The sequence below is a fragment of the Actinomadura sp. NPDC048955 genome (assembly GCF_040649435.1).
Taxonomy (GTDB): domain Bacteria; phylum Actinomycetota; class Actinomycetes; order Streptosporangiales; family Streptosporangiaceae; genus Spirillospora; species Spirillospora luteofluorescens.
In genome coordinates this window covers 61,364-76,415 of the sequence record NZ_JBEZJI010000045.1, presented here as the reverse complement: position 1 = coordinate 76,415, position 15,052 = coordinate 61,364, and the positions used below count along the sequence as shown (strand labels likewise).

14 protein-coding genes and 1 tRNA gene are annotated in these 15,052 nt (G+C 71.9%); 4 read left to right on the top strand and 11 right to left on the bottom strand.

Going from position 1 to position 15,052, the window contains the following annotated elements; translation table 11 throughout:
* Positions 1-51: 51 nt before the first annotated feature.
* From AB0C84_RS32585 to AB0C84_RS32545, 9 genes are all read right to left on the bottom strand, one after another.
* Positions 52-1,335: a GTP-binding protein gene (locus AB0C84_RS32585; protein ID WP_361074005.1), complete on the bottom strand. Its 1,284-nt coding sequence runs from the start codon at positions 1,333-1,335 to the stop codon at positions 52-54.
* Between the two features lie 62 nt (positions 1,336-1,397).
* On the bottom strand, positions 1,398-2,315 hold the full coding sequence (gene cysD, locus AB0C84_RS32580) for a sulfate adenylyltransferase subunit CysD (RefSeq protein ID WP_258941089.1): 918 nt from the start codon (positions 2,313-2,315) through the stop codon (positions 1,398-1,400).
* 125 nt (positions 2,316-2,440) lie between these two features.
* Positions 2,441-3,379 carry a 3'(2'),5'-bisphosphate nucleotidase CysQ gene (locus tag AB0C84_RS32575; RefSeq protein ID WP_361073996.1) on the bottom strand — a complete coding sequence of 313 codons (939 nt, stop codon included), beginning with the start codon at positions 3,377-3,379 and terminating at the stop codon, positions 2,441-2,443.
* A 193-nt stretch (positions 3,380-3,572) separates the two neighbouring features.
* The gene (locus AB0C84_RS32570) at positions 3,573-5,048 is read right to left on the bottom strand and encodes a sugar transferase (RefSeq protein WP_361073994.1); all 1,476 of its coding nucleotides are present in this window, start codon (positions 5,046-5,048) and stop codon (positions 3,573-3,575) included.
* A 435-nt stretch (positions 5,049-5,483) separates the two neighbouring features.
* Entirely contained in the window at positions 5,484-6,059 is a 576-nt protein-coding gene (pth, locus tag AB0C84_RS32565) for an aminoacyl-tRNA hydrolase (RefSeq protein ID WP_361073991.1), read from the bottom strand.
* 125 nt (positions 6,060-6,184) lie between these two features.
* Positions 6,185-6,826 (bottom strand): 50S ribosomal protein L25/general stress protein Ctc, encoded by a 642-nt coding sequence (locus AB0C84_RS32560; protein ID WP_361073989.1) that lies wholly within the window; start codon positions 6,824-6,826, stop codon positions 6,185-6,187.
* 311 nt (positions 6,827-7,137) lie between these two features.
* On the bottom strand, positions 7,138-8,118 hold the full coding sequence (locus AB0C84_RS32555) for a ribose-phosphate diphosphokinase (protein ID WP_141578287.1): 981 nt from the start codon (positions 8,116-8,118) through the stop codon (positions 7,138-7,140).
* 195 nt (positions 8,119-8,313) lie between these two features.
* Positions 8,314-9,759 (bottom strand): bifunctional UDP-N-acetylglucosamine diphosphorylase/glucosamine-1-phosphate N-acetyltransferase GlmU, encoded by a 1,446-nt coding sequence (gene glmU, locus AB0C84_RS32550; RefSeq protein WP_361073987.1) that lies wholly within the window; start codon positions 9,757-9,759, stop codon positions 8,314-8,316.
* Between the two features lie 166 nt (positions 9,760-9,925).
* A tRNA-Gln gene (locus AB0C84_RS32545) sits at positions 9,926-9,997 on the bottom strand.
* A 389-nt stretch (positions 9,998-10,386) separates the two neighbouring features.
* Here AB0C84_RS32545 and AB0C84_RS32540 point away from each other — a divergent pair.
* Both AB0C84_RS32540 and AB0C84_RS32535 read left to right on the top strand, forming a co-directional pair.
* Positions 10,387-11,340, top strand: coding sequence for a fatty acid desaturase (locus AB0C84_RS32540; RefSeq protein ID WP_361073985.1), 954 nt, complete (start codon positions 10,387-10,389; stop codon positions 11,338-11,340).
* 17 nt (positions 11,341-11,357) lie between these two features.
* The gene (locus tag AB0C84_RS32535) at positions 11,358-12,140 is read left to right on the top strand and encodes a TetR/AcrR family transcriptional regulator (protein ID WP_258941084.1); all 783 of its coding nucleotides are present in this window, start codon (positions 11,358-11,360) and stop codon (positions 12,138-12,140) included.
* Here the strand turns inward: AB0C84_RS32535 and AB0C84_RS32530 are convergent.
* Together AB0C84_RS32530 and AB0C84_RS32525 are read right to left on the bottom strand one after the other, a co-directional pair.
* Positions 12,132-12,494, bottom strand: a complete 363-nt coding sequence (locus AB0C84_RS32530) for a VOC family protein (RefSeq protein WP_361073983.1) — start codon at positions 12,492-12,494, stop codon at positions 12,132-12,134. The genes AB0C84_RS32535 and AB0C84_RS32530 overlap by 9 nt on opposite strands.
* A 171-nt stretch (positions 12,495-12,665) precedes the next feature.
* Positions 12,666-13,454 carry a trans-aconitate 2-methyltransferase gene (locus tag AB0C84_RS32525; protein ID WP_361073981.1) on the bottom strand — a complete coding sequence of 263 codons (789 nt, stop codon included), beginning with the start codon at positions 13,452-13,454 and terminating at the stop codon, positions 12,666-12,668.
* A 127-nt stretch (positions 13,455-13,581) separates the two neighbouring features.
* Between AB0C84_RS32525 and AB0C84_RS32520 the strand changes: the two genes are divergently transcribed.
* A complete protein-coding gene (locus AB0C84_RS32520; protein WP_361073979.1) occupies positions 13,582-14,385 on the top strand; it encodes a patatin-like phospholipase family protein in 804 nt (267 codons plus the stop codon).
* A 44-nt stretch (positions 14,386-14,429) separates the two neighbouring features.
* A complete protein-coding gene (locus AB0C84_RS32515) occupies positions 14,430-14,918 on the top strand; it encodes a MarR family winged helix-turn-helix transcriptional regulator (protein WP_361073977.1) in 489 nt (162 codons plus the stop codon).
* Positions 14,919-15,052 lie beyond the last annotated feature (134 nt).

The following is a 15,052-nucleotide window of genomic DNA, read 5'->3' as shown; positions in this document are numbered from 1 at the left end:
ACGCGGTCGCGCAGGGCGGACGGGGTGAGCGCGAACACTTCGCGGACGGTGTCATTGAAGGCGCGGATGCTGGCGAATCCCGCCGCGAACGCCACCGGCGGCGACGGTGTTGTTGGTGGCCTCGTCGATCAGGATGAAGCCGCCGGTGAGGCGGTTGCGGCCGTAGTCGTCGACGAACAGCGGCTGCGTCACCCGCAGCGAGATGCGGCCGATCTCGTTCAGGCCGAGGGAGTCGGCCTGGTCGTCGCGGTGCAGGGTGTTGACGTCCAGCCGGTAGTGCAGCTGCTTCACCATCGCCTTCGCGGTGCGGGTCGTGTGCTTGATGACCAGCTTCGTGCGCGGGGTGAGGGCGCGGTCCGGGGTCATCCAGCAGACCATCGCGTCGATGTCCTGCGCGACCTCGGGCCGGTTGTTCGGACGGGCGATCATGTCGCCGCGGGAGATGTCGATGTCGTCGGCGAGGCGCAGGGTCACCGACATCGGCGCGAACGCCTCCCCGACCGGCCCGCCCGGCCCGTCGATGTGGGTGATCGTCGTGGTCAGCCCGGACGGCAGGTGCACCACCTCGTCGCCCGGCTTCAGCACGCCGCCCGCCACCTGGCCCGCGTAGCCGCGGTAGTCGTGCAGGTCGGGGTCCGTGGACGCGTGCGGCCGGACGACGTACTGCACCGGGAACCGCACGTCGATCAGGTTGCGGTCGGAGGCGATGTGCACGTGCTCCAGATGGTGCAGCAGCGACGAGCCCTCGTACCACGGCATGTTCACGCTGCGCTCGACGACGTTGTCGCCGTGCAGCGCCGAGATCGGGATGAACGTCAGGTCCGTGACCTCCAGCTTGGAGGCGAAGGACGTGAACTCGTCCACGATCCGCTCGTACACGCCGCGGTCGTAGTCGACCAGGTCCATCTTGTTGATCGCCACGACCAGGTGCGGGACCTGGAGGAGCGTGGTGAGGAACGCGTGCCGGCGCGACTGCTCCAGGATGCCCTTCCGGGCGTCCACGAGGATGATCGCCAGGTCGGCGGTGGAGGCGCCCGTCACCATGTTCCGGGTGTACTGGATGTGCCCCGGGGTGTCGGCGATGATGAACTTGCGGCGCGGCGTCGCGAAGTACCGGTACGCCACGTCGATGGTGATGCCCTGCTCCCGCTCGGCCCGCAGGCCGTCGGTCAGCAGTGCCAGGTTCGTGTACTCCTCGCCGCGGTCGGCGCTGGTCTTCTCGACCGACTCCAGCTGGTCCTCGAAGATCGACTTGGAGTCGAACAGCAGCCGGCCGATCAGCGTGGACTTGCCGTCGTCGACGCTGCCGGCGGTGGCGAACCGCAGGAGGTCCATCGCCTTGGCCGGCCGGTCCCCGGCCGGACGGCCCCCGGCGAGCCCGTCGTTCGCGCTGGCCATCAGAAGTAGCCCTCCTTCTTGCGGTCCTCCATCGCGGCCTCGCTGGTGCGGTCGTCGGCGCGGGTCTGGCCGCGCTCGGTGATCCGCGTCGCCGCGATCTCCTCGATCACCTCGTCGAGCGTCACCGCGTTCGACTTCACCGCGCCCGTGCAGGACGCGTCGCCGACCGTCCGGTACCGGACGGTCGCCGCGAACTCGGGCTCGTCGTCGCCGCGGTTCGCGAAGCCCGTCTCGGCGTCCAGGAGCAGTCCGTCGCGCTCGAACACCTGCCGGCTGTGCGCGAAGTAGATCGGCGGGAGTTCGAGCTCCTCGCGCCGCACGTAGTCCCAGATGTCGAGCTCGGTCCAGTTCGACAGCGGGAACACCCGGACGTGCTCACCCTGCACGATCTTGGTGTTGAACAGGTTCCACAGCTCCGGGCGCTGGTTCTTGGGGTCCCACTGCCCGAACTCGTCCCGGAAGGAGACCACCCGCTCCTTCGCGCGGGCCTTCTCCTCGTCCCGGCGCGCGCCGCCGAACGCCGCGTCGAACTGGTGCTCCTCGATGGCGTCCAGAAGCGGGGTGATCTGGAGCCGGTTCCGGGACGCGCGGCGGCCCTTCTGCTCCACCACCCGGCCGCTGTCGATCGCGTCCTGCACCGACGCCACGATCAGCCGGACGCCGAGCTCGCCGACCCGGCGGTCCCGGAACTCGATCACCTCCGGGAAGTTGTGGCCGGTGTCGACGTGCATGACCGGGAAGGGGATCGGGGCGGGCCAGAACGCCTTCTGCGCCAGGCGCAGCATGACGATGCTGTCCTTGCCGCCGGAGAACAGCAGCACCGGCCGCTCGAACTCGGCCGCCACCTCCCGGAAGATATGGATCGACTCGGCTTCGAGGACGTCTAGCTGGGACAGCAGATAATCGCAACGCTGCATGGTCTGGGGCTCTTTCCACGCTGTTCTGGCAGATGCAACCGGTGGCACGGAGACGGGCACATGCCTTCCCACCGGGTCGAAACGCCGGCCCGCGCCGGTGCGGTCCCGCCCTGGGGGCGGACCGGTCACGGCAGCGCGCCGCTTACTTCCCGGATGCCGGTCAGCAGCGTTGACGCCGACATGGGATGGCACACCAGGATATCCGGGAGCCGGGGGTCCTCACGGTTGTAGCGCAGCGGCGCCCCGTCGACCCGGGACGCGTGCGCCCCGGCGCCGAGCGCGACGGCCGCCGGGGCCGCCGAGTCCCACTCGAACTGGCCGCCCGCGTGCACGTAGGCGTCCACCTCGCCGAGCAGCACCGCGGAGATCTTCGCGCCCGCCGACCCGATCGGCACCAGCTCCACCTCCGGCTCGATCGCCTCCGCCAGCGCCCGGACGAACTCCGGCGGCCGCGTGCGGCTCACGGCGATGCGCAGCTTCTCCGCGTCCGGCGCCGGGACGTGCAGCGGCACCTCGCGGGGCGGCGGCGTCCCGGCGGGCCCGGCCGTGACGGGGTCGGGGTCGGCGAGGTCGGTACGGACGAGCGAGGCGCCGCCCACCGCGTCCGTGCGGAGCGTCAGGCCCTGCGCCGGCAGCGCGACGGCGCCGGCCGCCAGGCGGCCGTTGCCGGACGCGTCCCGTTCCCACAGCGCCACGTGCACGGCCCAGTCGCGGCGGCCCTCCTCGGAGAACTCGCGGGTGCCGTCCAAGGGGTCGACGATCCACACGCGGGAGGCCGTGAGCCGCTCCGCGTCGGCGGTGTTGCGGGTGGGGGCGCGGTCGTCGCCCCGGGACCGTTTCCCGGCGACCGAGGACCGCCCCTCCTCGGACAGGACGGCGTCACCGGGACAGCGCTCCGCCAGCGCCGCCATCAGGTACTCGTGCGCTCGCAGGTCGCCGGTGTCCTTCAGGGCCCTCGCGTCGGCGAAGCCCATCTCGTCCCGCACGCCCAGCAGCAGCCGGCCCGCCGTCCCGGCGAGCTCGGCCGCGAGCGAATGATCGTCCGCCGCCCCTGCCTCGGTCATCTGAGATCACATTCCCGACTCGACTGGTCTGCTCGGTCTACTTTCTCATGCCCGCCGCATCCGCCTCGGGACGAGGTCCCGCCCAGCGGCCCGCACGCCAGTGTTCCGCCCGCGCCGCCACGCGGGCAGCGCCCTGTCGTGTTCTCGCCGGGGGGTCGGCCGCCGCGCACCGCACGCCGCGGCGGCGGCCCGCTCAGTACGCGCCGGAGCCGCGGAAGACGGCCGACCAGGTCTTCCACATGATCTGCAGGTCCAGGACGAGGGTCCAGTTGTCGACGTACCGCAGGTCGAGCCGGACCGACTCCTCCCACGACAGGTCCGAGCGGCCGCTCACCTGCCAGAGCCCGGTCAGGCCCGGCTTGACCACCAGGCGGCGGTAGACGTCGCCGCCGTACTGGGCGACCTCGTCGGGCAGCGGCGGGCGCGGGCCCACGAGCGACATCTCGCCGCGCAGCACGTTGAACAGCTGCGGCAGCTCGTCCAGCGAGTACCGGCGCAGCCGGCGGCCCACCCGCGTCACCCGCGGGTCCTGCCGGATCTTGAACAGCACCCCGTCGTTGTCGTTGGCGGCCAGCAGCTCCATCCGGCGCGCCTCGGCGTCGGCGACCATCGTGCGGAACTTCAGCACCGTGAACTCCCGGCCCCCGCGCCCGACGCGCGTCTGCCGGAACAGCACCGGGCCGTCCCCGGACATCTTGATCAGGACGGCGATCAGCAGCAGCAGCGGGCTCAGCGCCACGATCCCGCCGAGCGCCACGACCCGGTCGACCAGGCCCTTGAGGACCTTGCGGCCGCCGTCCAGCTCCGGGTGCTCCACGTGCAGCAGCGGCAGGCCCGACACCGGGCGGATCGAGATCCGCGGGCCGGTCACGTCCATCAGCGCGGGCGCCACGACCAGCTCGACGTCGTTGCGCTCGATCTGCCACGCCAGCCGGCGCAGCGCCACCCCGTCCATCTCCGGGCACGCCAGCACGGCCACCGAGTCGGCACCGATCCGGTCGGCGACCGCCGCAGCCTGGCCGAAGTCGCCCAGCACCGGGACGCCCTCCACCTCGGCGACCGCGTCCTCGCCCGAGGCGAGCACCGGCGGCAGGCACACGGCCACGATGTCCATCCCGTGATACCGCTTCTTCTGCAGCAGCCGGATCAGGTCGGACACCGACGTCCGGTGCCCGACCGCGACGACCCTGCGCATGTACTCGCCGTGCCAGCGCTTCCGGTGCAGCCACTTGCGCAGCCGGTAGCGCGCCAGCAGCGCCAGGAACGTCCCGAGGGGCAGCGCCATCACCACGTAGCCGCGCGCGACGTCGGTCTTGGTGGCGTAGGCCAGGATGGCGACCACCGCGGTCAGGATGAACCCGGCGCGCAGCACCCGGTGGAACTCCTCGTACCCGACGCCCACGTAGCGGGGCTGGTACGCGCGGCACAGCAGCAGCGTCGGGAGCCAGACCACGGGGAGCACCACGGTCAGCGCCACGTACGGCGCGTCCAGTTCGTTGGGGACGCCCGGGAACCTGAGCACGAAGGCGATCACTCCGGCCATCAGCATGCTGGCGAAGTCGAGGGCCCGCGCGATCCGCCGGTAGGTCCGGCTCCAGTTCTGCGACGCCGCGCGCTCGTGCTCATGGCGAATCGATGACTCGGCCTGAACCTTGTCAACGACGGCCATAAATCACTCACCAATCCTGTGTAACGCGCGCCCCGTCAGCGCGATTCACACCGAAGACGGCTGAACGTCGCCCGAGGTTCACATGGAACCTGAACCTCGATCGGCCTGCATCTTACGTTCCCTTTGCCATGGTCACGGACGGAACGCGGCCATCACTTGGACAACGCGCCCGAACCGCCCCGGGCGCACACGAAAAAGGCGTCACACCGCCTTGATCGCGGCTGCTCACCGGCCCTGAGGCCGGATCCGGTCACCCGACCGAATGTGTTCGGTCACCCCGCGTGAAAACCTTTTCGGACGGCACCGCCGTCCGACACCGTCGGTGATACGGCGGTGACCCGATCGAAGAGCCGAAAAAGCAGGTCACACTCGATTCGGCCCTCCTTCACCAGACGCTTCGAACGGTCCCCGCCGCCTTTCCTGCGGCGGATCCGGTCAGCCGGCGTGGAAGGCGTTCTGCGCCGCGGCCAGCCCGTCGGTCAGCAGTGCCTCGACCGCGTCCGCCGCCCGGTCGACCTCCAGGTCGAGTTCCTTGCGCTCTGTCGCGGAGAAGTCCTTCAGCACGAACGCCGCCGCGTCCATCCGCCCCGGGGGCCGCCCCACGCCGAACCGCACGCGCGGATACTCCTTCGCGCCCAGCGACCTGGTGACGGACCGCAGCCCGTTGTGGCCGTTGTCACCACCGCCCTGCTTCAGCCGTACCGCGCCGAACGGGATGTCGAGCTCGTCGTGGACAACGACCACCCGCTCCACCGGCACCTTGTAGAAGTCGCGCAGCCCCTTCACCGGGCCGCCCGACTCGTTCATGAAGGTGCGCGGCTTGGCCAGCACCACCCGCGTTCCCGCGAGACGGCCCTCCAGCACGTCGGCCCGCGCCCGGTGCGACTTGAACCTGCCCCCCGCGCGCGCCCCGAGCACGTCCAGCACCATGAACCCCGCGTTGTGCCGGTTCTTCGCATAGGACGGCCCGGGGTTGCCCAGCCCCACCACGAGCCAGAGATCCGCGTCCACCCGCACTCCTCACACGCGAGCACGGCCCCCGCCGGTGCGCGCACCCGCGGGGGCCGTGGACGTTCCTTGTGACCGGCCGTCCGGCTCGGCCGCGCGCCGGGCGGCCCGGCCCGGCGGCACCGCCGTCACTCGGAGGCGGTCTCGCCCTCGCCCTCGGGGGCCTCGGCCTCGGCCGCGGCCGCCTCGGCCGCCTCGGCCTCCGCCTCGGTCACGGTCTCGCCCGCCGACACGGTCGCGTCGGCGATCTGCAGGACGAGGGCGTCCCCGTCGACCTGCAGGGTGACGCCCGACGGCAGCTTCAGGTCGCCGGCCAGCACCTGCGTGCCGACCTCCAGGCCCTCGATGGACAGGTCCACGGCCTCGGGGATCTTCGTCGCCTCCGCCTCGACCGACACCTGGACCAGCTCCTGCTGGACGACGCCGCCCGCGACCACGTCGCCGACCAGGTTGACCGGCAGGTCCACGACGACCTTCTCGCCGCGCTTCACCAGCAGCAGGTCGACGTGCTCCAGGAAGCCCTTGACCGGGTCGCGCTGGACGTCCTTCGGCAGCGCCAGCTCGGCGCCGCCGGAGAGGCCCTCGATGGTCAGCAGCACGTTCGGCGTCTTCAGGGCCAGCATCAGGTCGTGGCCCGGCAGCGCGATGTGCTGCGGGTCGGTGCCGTGACCGTAGAGGACGGCGGGCACCTTGCCGGCCCGGCGGGTGCGCCGCGCGGCACCCTTACCGAACTCGGTGCGCGGCTCGGCGGCAATGCGTACCTCGGACACGGCGAAAACTCCTCGTTGTTGCTTCCACGGCCGTCCGTCGTCGGACGTCCGCTACGGACGATGCGTTGCGTTCCTGGCGCGCCGTCGAAGGGCGGGCGCGCTCAAAGATTCGTTTGCGTTCCCCGGGGAGTGCGGCCCCTGTGCGGGCACCGCACTTGAACGTCCTGGGGCATACGCGGTTGCACAAGTCTAGCCCAAGACCGCAACGCCCAACGCCAAGGCCCTGCCGGCGCCACGGCCCCCGCCGCGGTCTCCTCCGCGGTCTCCTCCGCGGCCGCCGGCGGGCGCCGTGCCGTGCCCGGGGCGAGGGTTCAGCTGTGGCCGCCGAACAGGCTCGTGACCGAGCCGTCGGAGAACACCTCGTTGATCGCGCGCGCGACCAGCGGCGCGATCGACAGCACCGTGAGCTTGTCGAACTGCTTCTCCTCCGGGATCGGCAGCGTGTTGGTGAGCACCACCTCGGAGATCCGGGAGTTCTTCAGCCGGTCCACCGCCGGACCCGACAGGACGCCGTGCGTCGCCGCGACGACGACCTTGGTCGCGCCCTGGTCGAACAGCGCGTCCGCCGCCTTCACGATCGTCCCGCCGGTGTCGATCATGTCGTCCACCACGACGCAGGTGCGGCCGGCGACCTCGCCGACCACGTCGAACACCTTGACCTCGTTGGCCACGTCCGGGTCGCGCTTCTTGTGGATGATCGCCATCGGGACGCCGCCCAGCCGGTCGCTCCACCGCTCGGTGACCCGCACCCGGCCCGCGTCCGGCGCGACCACGGTGACCTGGGAGGTGTCCAGCCGGCTCTCGAAGTGCCGCGCCAGCAGGTCCAGCGCGAACAGATGATCCACCGGGCCGTCGAAGAAGCCCTGGATCTGCGCGGTGTGCAGGTCGACGGTGATCAGCCGGTCGGCGCCCGCCGTCTTGAACAGGTCGGCCATCAGCCGGGCCGAGATGGGCTCGCGGCCGCGGTGCTTCTTGTCCTGCCTGGCGTAGCCGAAGAACGGCGCCACCACCGTGATCCGCTTGGCCGACGCGCGCTTGAGCGCGTCCACCATGATCAGCTGCTCCATGATCCACTGATTGATGGGAGCCGTGTGACTCTGGACCACGAAGGCGTCGGAGCCGCGGACCGACTCCAGGAACCGCACGAACGTCTCGCCGTTGGCGAAGTCGTAGGCGGACGTCGGCGTCAGCTCGACCTGGAGGTTGTCGGCTACTTCCCTGGCCAGGTCAGGGTGGGCTCGGCCGGTGAAGAGCATCAGCTTCTTCTGGCCGCTCGTCTTTATCCCACTCACCTCTGACAACTCCCCCTCATTGGAACTGTGCCCTACATGTGGGTTGTTGTCCCCACCTCCCGCGCGCCAAAGAGCCGGCGCACGGGTCGTCTTGTCATCGAGCCGCTCTCCGGTCGGGCGGCTCTGTGTTGTTCCGGAAGACGCCGTCGTCCTCCACCTCCCCGCCCTGAGGCGGGGCAGTCCTCTTCGGGCGCGCTAGGGCGCGCCCTCCTCACCGGTCCTGGCCCGCCGGGCCGCCTCGGCCGCCGGCGTCCCCGGCCGCTTCCGCTCGACCCAGCCCTCGACGTTGCGCTGCCGCCCTCGCGCCACCGCCATCGCCCCCGGCGGGACGTCCTGGATGATCACCGAGCCGGCCGCCGTGTAGGCGCCGTCCCCGATCGTCACCGGCGCCACGATCATGTTGTCGCTGCCGACCTTCACGTGCGACCCGATGACGCTGCGGTGCTTGTCCACACCGTCGTAGTTGACGAACACCGAGCTCGCGCCGATGTTCGAGCCGGCGCCGATCTCGGCGTCGCCGACGTAGGTCAGATGCGGCACCTTGGTGCCCTCGCCGATGTCGGCGTTCTTGGTCTCGACGTACGTCCCGACCTTGGCCCTGGGCGCGAGCCTGGTGCCGGGCCGCAGGTAGGCGTAGGGCCCGACCGAGGCCTCCGGCCCGATCCACGCCCCGACGCACACCGCGTTGGTCACCGAGGCGCCGGCGCCGACCGTCGTGTCGGTCAGCGTGCAGCCGGGGCCGACCCGGGCGCCCTCGCCCAGGTGCGTCCCGCCGTGCAGCTGCGTCCCCGGGTGGATCTCCGCGTCCGGTTCGGCGGTGACGTGCACGTCGATCCACGTGGACGCCGGGTCGATGACGGTGACCCCGGCCCGCATGTGCGCTTCGAGGATCCGGTCGTTCAGCTGCCTGCGCGCCTGCGAGAGCTGGACCTTGTCGTTGACGCCCTGGGTCTCGACCCAGTCGGCGGCCAGGTGGGCGCCCGCCCGGTGGCCGTCGCCGCGCAGGATCGCGACCACGTCGGTGAGGTACTCCTCGCCGCCCGCGTTGTCGGTCGTCACCCGCTTCAGCGCGTCCGCCAGGAGCGCGCCGTCGAACGCGTACATCCCGACGTTGATCTCGTTGATGGCGCGCTGTTCTCCGGTGGCGTCCTTGTGCTCGACGATCGCCTCGGCGCTGCCGTCGGCCGCCCGGATCATGCGCCCGTAACCGGTCGCGTCCGGCATCTCGGTCGTCAGCACGGTGACGGCGTTGCCCTCGTCCTCGTGCGCCTGGACCAGCGCCCGCAGCGTCTCGCCCCGCAGCAGCGGGTGGTCGCCGTTCGTCACGACGACCGTCCCGGCCAGGGCGCCGGTCTGCTCCAGCGCCATCCGCACGGCGTGGCCCGTTCCGCCCTGCCGCTCCTGCACGGCGGCCTCGGCGTCGGGGGCGTGCTCGGCGAGATGCTCGACGACCTGCTCGCGCCGGTGCCCGACGACCACGACGAGCCGCTCGGGCTCCAGCTCGCGGGCGGCGGCCAGCACGTGGCCGAGCATGCTGCGCCCGCACAGCTCGTGCAGCACCTTCGAGGTACGGGACTTCATCCGGGTGCCCTCGCCCGCGGCGAGGACGATGACGGCGGCCGGGCGGCTCGCGGCACTCACAAGGAGGCTCCTCGGCATCGCGGACGGGGATCGGTCGCGGGCCCGCCCACCTGCGACATCACGACACGGCAGGCCGGGGCGAACCCGACACGGGCAGGATACCGCCCACCCCGCTCCTGTCACCCCATCGCCCACCCCGGACCCCCCGGTCGGGCATCTCCGACAGCTCCGGCGCAAGGACTCGAACCTTGTCTAAGGGCACCAAAAACCCTTGTGCTGCCAATTACACCACGCCGGATCAAAGCAGACGGATCCGGACAGAGCCGCGAACCGACCGGCCCCCACGATACCGACACACGCCCTGGAGAGCCCACCTCGTTAGGCCATCCACCCGTTCGCACCCTCCCGGGCGCACTATGGTCGTTTTGTCCGGATCGGTTTAGAACGTGCGGCACCGAGCAAGTCAACAGCGTGCCGGTCGGCCAGGACCCGACCGGACGGCGCGAACGCGCAGGTCGCGCCGCCCTGCCGCGAGCGACCCGCCGACCCCTGTTGCGCACGAGAGTTATGTGGCCAAAGAGGCAGTTTCCCCCTTAATTTACCGTTCGGCTCTGCACAACTTACGGACTCGTAGGTTACGTTGGCGTAGGTAAGACTGCCTCGAGTCACGGGAAGAAGTGATGACGCATGACGACAGCTCCGGCCATGGATCCACCTCGCCCGCAGCGGCGTCCCGAACTCGCGCCCCAGCAGCGCGGCAACGGAGAACGGGTGCTGATCGCCACGTTCACCGCGCTGCCCTTCCTGGCACTGTTCGCCGCCGTCCCGCTGGCCTGGGGGCGGTTCCTCGGCTGGACGGACGTCGCGCTCACGGCGGTCTTCTACCTGCTGTCCGCGGGCGGCATCACGATCGGCTACCACCGGTACTTCACCCACGGCTCGTTCAAGGCCACCCGCGGCCTGAAGATCTTCATGGCGCTGGCCGGGAGCCTGGCCATCGAGGGCCCGGTCATCACGTGGGTCGCCGACCACCGCCGGCACCACAAGCACTCGGACAAGGAGTTCGACCCGCACTCGCCGTGGCGGTTCGGCGACGACTGGAAGGCCCTGGCGAAGGGGCTGGCCTGGGCGCATTACGGCTGGCTGTTCGACGCCAACCGGACCTCCAAGCAGCGGTTCGCCAAGGACCTGCTGAACGACCGCGACATCCGGCGCATCCACCTGGCCTTCCCCGGCCTGGTCGCGGCGTCGTTCCTGCTCCCGGCCGTGATCGGCGGCCTGGTCACCATGTCGTGGACGGGCTTCCTCACGGCGCTGTTCTGGGCCGGGTTCGTCCGGATCACGCTGGTGCACCACGTGACGTGGTCCATCAACTCGATCTGCCACACCTTCGGCAAGGAGGAGTTCGAGGTCCGGGACAGGTCGCGCAACGTGTGGTGGCTGGCGATCCCCTCGCTCGGCGAGTCGTGGCACAACCTGCACCACTCCGACCCGACCTGCGCGCGGCACGGCGTGCTGAAGGGGCAGGTCGACATCAGCGCGCGCATCATCTGGGCGTTCGAGAAGATGCGCCTGGCCCATGACGTCCGGTGGCCGAACGCCGACCGGCTCGCCGCCAAACGCACGAAGCAGGCGGTTTGACCGCCACAATTGATCCCGTGACAGATCCCGCTCCCAGGACCCGCAGAAAGCGGATGACGGGCAAGGAACGCCGCGAGCAGCTCCTCGAGATCGGCCGGACGCTGTTCGCCGAGCGCGGGCTGGACGGCACCTCGGTGGAGGAGATCGCCTCGGCGGCCGGGGTGTCCAAGCCGGTGGTGTACGAGCACTTCGGCGGCAAGGAGGGGCTCTACGCGGTCGTCGTCGACCGGGAGTTCGAGCGGCTGCTGGGCCTCGTCACCGACTCTCTGAACTCGGTGGTCCACTACCGGAGCAAGCTGGAGAGGGCGGCGCTGGCGCTGCTGGAGTACATCGAGGAGCACCCCGACGGGTTCCGCATCCTCGTCCGCGACTCCCACGGCGGGACGGGCACGGGCAGCTACGCCAGCCTGCTGAGCGAGATCGCCGGCGAGGTGGAGCACATCCTGGCGCAGGAGTTCGACCGGCACGGGTACGACGACAAGTTCGCGCCGCTGTACGCGCAGAGCCTGGTCGGCATGGTGGCGCTGACGGGCCAGTGGTGGCTGGACGTCCGCAAACCGCACCGGGAGGACGTGGCCGCGCACATCGTGAACCTGGCGTGGAACGGCCTGTCCGGGCTGGAGCCGAGGCCGTCGCTGGACCCGCGCCGCCGCCGCAGGGAGATGGAGCGGCAGGAGAAGCGCGCGGAGAAGGCCGCCGCCAAGGCCGGGCGCGCCGAGGAGAAGGCGGCGGCGAAGGCGGAGAAGGCCCACCGCCGGGGGCGGCGCGACTTCGGGGAGATCGTCGACCCGTCAGCCTGAGGGCCGCAGGAACTCCAGCCGGTTCCCCACGGGGTCGTCGGCGTAGAAGCGGCGGTGGCCGGGGAACAGCTCGTCCGGCGTGACCTCGTGGCCGGCGGCGCGCAGGCGCTCCGCGAGGGCGTCGAGGTCGTCGACGAGCAGGCCCGGGTGGGCCTTGCGGGCCGGCCGGAAGCCCGGCTCGATGCCGAGGTGGAGTTCGACGCCCGGGCCGCGGAACCAGGCCCCGCCGCGCCGCGCGAGCGCGGGCGGCTTGGGGACCTCGGTGAGGCCGAGGACGCCGCCGTAGAAGGCGCGGAGCCGGTCCTCGCTGCCGGGCGGGGCGGCGAGCTGGACGTGGTGCACGCCAGTGATCATGGTTGCCTCCGGACCTGACACCGGCGGCCGCCCGGAGTTCGTCCGGGAGGCCGCCGGCAGGGGTCGCCGGCTCGGGTCGCGAGCCGGGTTTCGCGGACGCCGCCCATCCGCCGGAGTCGGCACACCGCAGGGGAACGAGTCGCTTCCCCGGGCGGGCGGGCGGCATCCCGTCTAGGGGGTGGTGGCGATCACGAAGATCCTCCGGAACGGGAAGACGGTGCCGTAGGGGGCCGCGGGGTAGGCGCGCCTGAGCCGCTCCGCGTACTCGGCGAGGAACTCGTCGGCCTCGGCGGGCGGCAGGGCGGTGAGGACGGGACGCAGCGCGCTGCCCTTGACCCATTCGAGGACGGGGTCCTCGCCGTGCAGGACCTGCGCGTAGGTGGTCTCCCAGGCGTCGACGGCGCATCCGAGGCGGGCCAGGAGGTCGACGTATCCGGCCGGGTCGAGGACGGGGGCGTCGTGCTGCAGGTGGGCGAGCCTGCCGCGCCACCGTTCGGAGCGGCCCATCTCGCGGAGCAGGACGTGGCTGGGCGCGCCGAAGTTGCCGGGGACCTGGAAGGCGAGGCGGCCGCCCGGGGCGAGGGCGCCGGCCCAGCGGGGCAGCAGCTCCGGGTGCTCGGGGATCCAGTGCAGGACGGCGTTGGAGATCACGAGGTCGAGGGGCCGCTCGGGCTCCCAGGCGGCGACGTCGGCGACGCGGAAGGCGAGCCGTCCCGGGATCTCGTGCGCGCGGGCCGCCGCGATCATCTCCGGCGAGCTGTCGAAGGCGTCGATGACGGCGTCCGGCCAGCGGGCGGCGAGGGTGGCGGTGAGCTCGCCGCTCCCGCAGCCGAGGTCGGCGACGCGGGCGGGCGCGGCGCCGCCGAGCCGCGCGGCGAGTTCGGTGAAGGGCCTGGCGCGCTCGTCGCCGAAGACCCCGTACTGCGCGGGGTCCCACACGGCCGCGGTTTGTCTCGACATCAAGAGACATCATGCCCCGCGCATATCTTGATGTCAAGAGTCTTGGTCGGCGTCGGCGTGTCCGTGCCCTGCCGGCCGGTCACCTGACGGATGCGCGCCCGCAGGCGGCGCTCCTAGGCTCACCGGCATGACGGACGACAAGAGCGGGTGGGCGCTGGCCCTCGGCCCCGGCGGGCCGGTCGGAACGGCGTGGCTGCTCGGCCTCGCGGCGGGGCTGCGCGCGGCGGGCCTGGACCCGGCGGGCGCGGGCCTCATCGTCGGGACCTCGGCGGGCGCCATCGCCGGCGCGGCGATCGCCGCCGGCCGGGACCTGGCGGCCCTGGAGGAGCTGCCGCCGCGCAGCGGCCCCCCGGCGCCGGCGGACGGCTCGGTGATGGCGCGGGTCTTCGAAGTGGCCGGCGTCCCGGGACTGGAACCGGACGAGACCAGGCGGCGGATCGGACGGCTGGCCCTCGACGCGGCCGCGCTGCCCGCGGAGCGCCACCACGCGAGCATGCGGTACCTGGTCGGCACCGACACCTGGCCGGACACCCGGCTCCTGATCACCGGGGTGGACGCGGAGTCGGGCGAACCGGCGCTGTGGGACTCCTCCAGCGGCGTCCCGCTGTCGCTCGCGGTGGCCGCGAGCAGCGCCGCCCCCGGCTTCGCCGAGCCGGTGCCGATCGGCGGGCGCCGCTACCTGGACGGCGCGTTCGCCGGATGGTCGGCGGCGGAGCTGGCGCAGGGGGCCGGGCCGCTCGTCGCGCTGGAGCCCATGCCCCACATGCGCGGCGGCGAGACCGTCCGGATCCTTCCGGACGCGCGGGCGCTGGACGCGTTCGGGGAGAACCTCGGAGACCGCTCGCGCTGGACGCCCGTCTACCGGGAGGGCCTCCGGCAGGCACCGGAGGCCGCCGAGCGGATCGCCGCCGTGCTGGCCGCCGGGCGCTGATCGCGCCCCGTGTTTCTCGATATCAAGACAGGTAGGGTGTCGGCATGCGCGATGAGGTCGACAGGCTGGTCGAGGCGTGGAACACCGAACGTCCAGACCTGGACGTCCGGCCGCTGCAGGTCCTCAGCCGCGTCTCCCGCCTGGCCCGCCACCTCGACCGCGCCCGGCGCGCCGTGTTCGCCGACCACGGCCTGGAGCCGTGGGAGTTCGACGTGCTCACCGCGCTGCGCCGGGCGGGCGCCCCCTACCGGCTGAGCCCCGGCCGCCTCCTGCACGCGACCCTGGTGACCTCCGGCACGATGACGAACCGCATCGACCGGCTCGCGGCGGCGGGCCTGGTCGAGCGGCACCCCGACCCGCAGGACAAGCGCGGCGTGCAGGTCTGCCTCACCGACGCGGGCCTGACCCGCGTCGACGCCGCCTTCACCGACCTCCTCGGCCGCGAGCAGGCGATCCTGGAAGCCCTCTCCCCCGACCAGCGCGAAGCCTTGGCCGACCTTCTGCGCACCCTGCTCATCCCCTTCGACCAGTAGTCCCCCAGGGGGGCGCCCCCCTGGAACCCCCGTCACGAGCCGGGCGATCCTCACGCCACGGTGAGGGTTTTCGTGCCCGTGCGGGTTTCGTCGTGGCGCTGCGGTCGCCCGGCTCGACGGGTCGTGCGGCCTCC

What these genes read in the sequence shown, in the direction of transcription:
- AB0C84_RS32585 (WP_361074005.1), bottom strand. Translation starts at nt 1,335, where the DNA reads ATGGACCTCCTGCGGTTCGCCACCGCCGGCAGCGTCGACGACGGCAAG.
- cysD (WP_258941089.1), bottom strand. Translation starts at nt 2,315, where the DNA reads ATGCAGCGTTGCGATTATCTGCTGTCCCAGCTAGACGTCCTCGAAGCC.
- AB0C84_RS32575 (WP_361073996.1), bottom strand. Translation starts at nt 3,379, where the DNA reads ATGACCGAGGCAGGGGCGGCGGACGATCATTCGCTCGCGGCCGAGCTC.
- AB0C84_RS32570 (WP_361073994.1), bottom strand. Translation starts at nt 5,048, where the DNA reads ATGGCCGTCGTTGACAAGGTTCAGGCCGAGTCATCGATTCGCCATGAG.
- AB0C84_RS32540 (WP_361073985.1), top strand. Translation starts at nt 10,387, where the DNA reads ATGACGACAGCTCCGGCCATGGATCCACCTCGCCCGCAGCGGCGTCCC.
- AB0C84_RS32530 (WP_361073983.1), bottom strand. Translation starts at nt 12,494, where the DNA reads ATGATCACTGGCGTGCACCACGTCCAGCTCGCCGCCCCGCCCGGCAGC.
- AB0C84_RS32525 (WP_361073981.1), bottom strand. Translation starts at nt 13,454, where the DNA reads ATGTCGAGACAAACCGCGGCCGTGTGGGACCCCGCGCAGTACGGGGTC.
- AB0C84_RS32520 (WP_361073979.1), top strand. Translation starts at nt 13,582, where the DNA reads ATGACGGACGACAAGAGCGGGTGGGCGCTGGCCCTCGGCCCCGGCGGG.
- AB0C84_RS32515 (WP_361073977.1), top strand. Translation starts at nt 14,430, where the DNA reads ATGCGCGATGAGGTCGACAGGCTGGTCGAGGCGTGGAACACCGAACGT.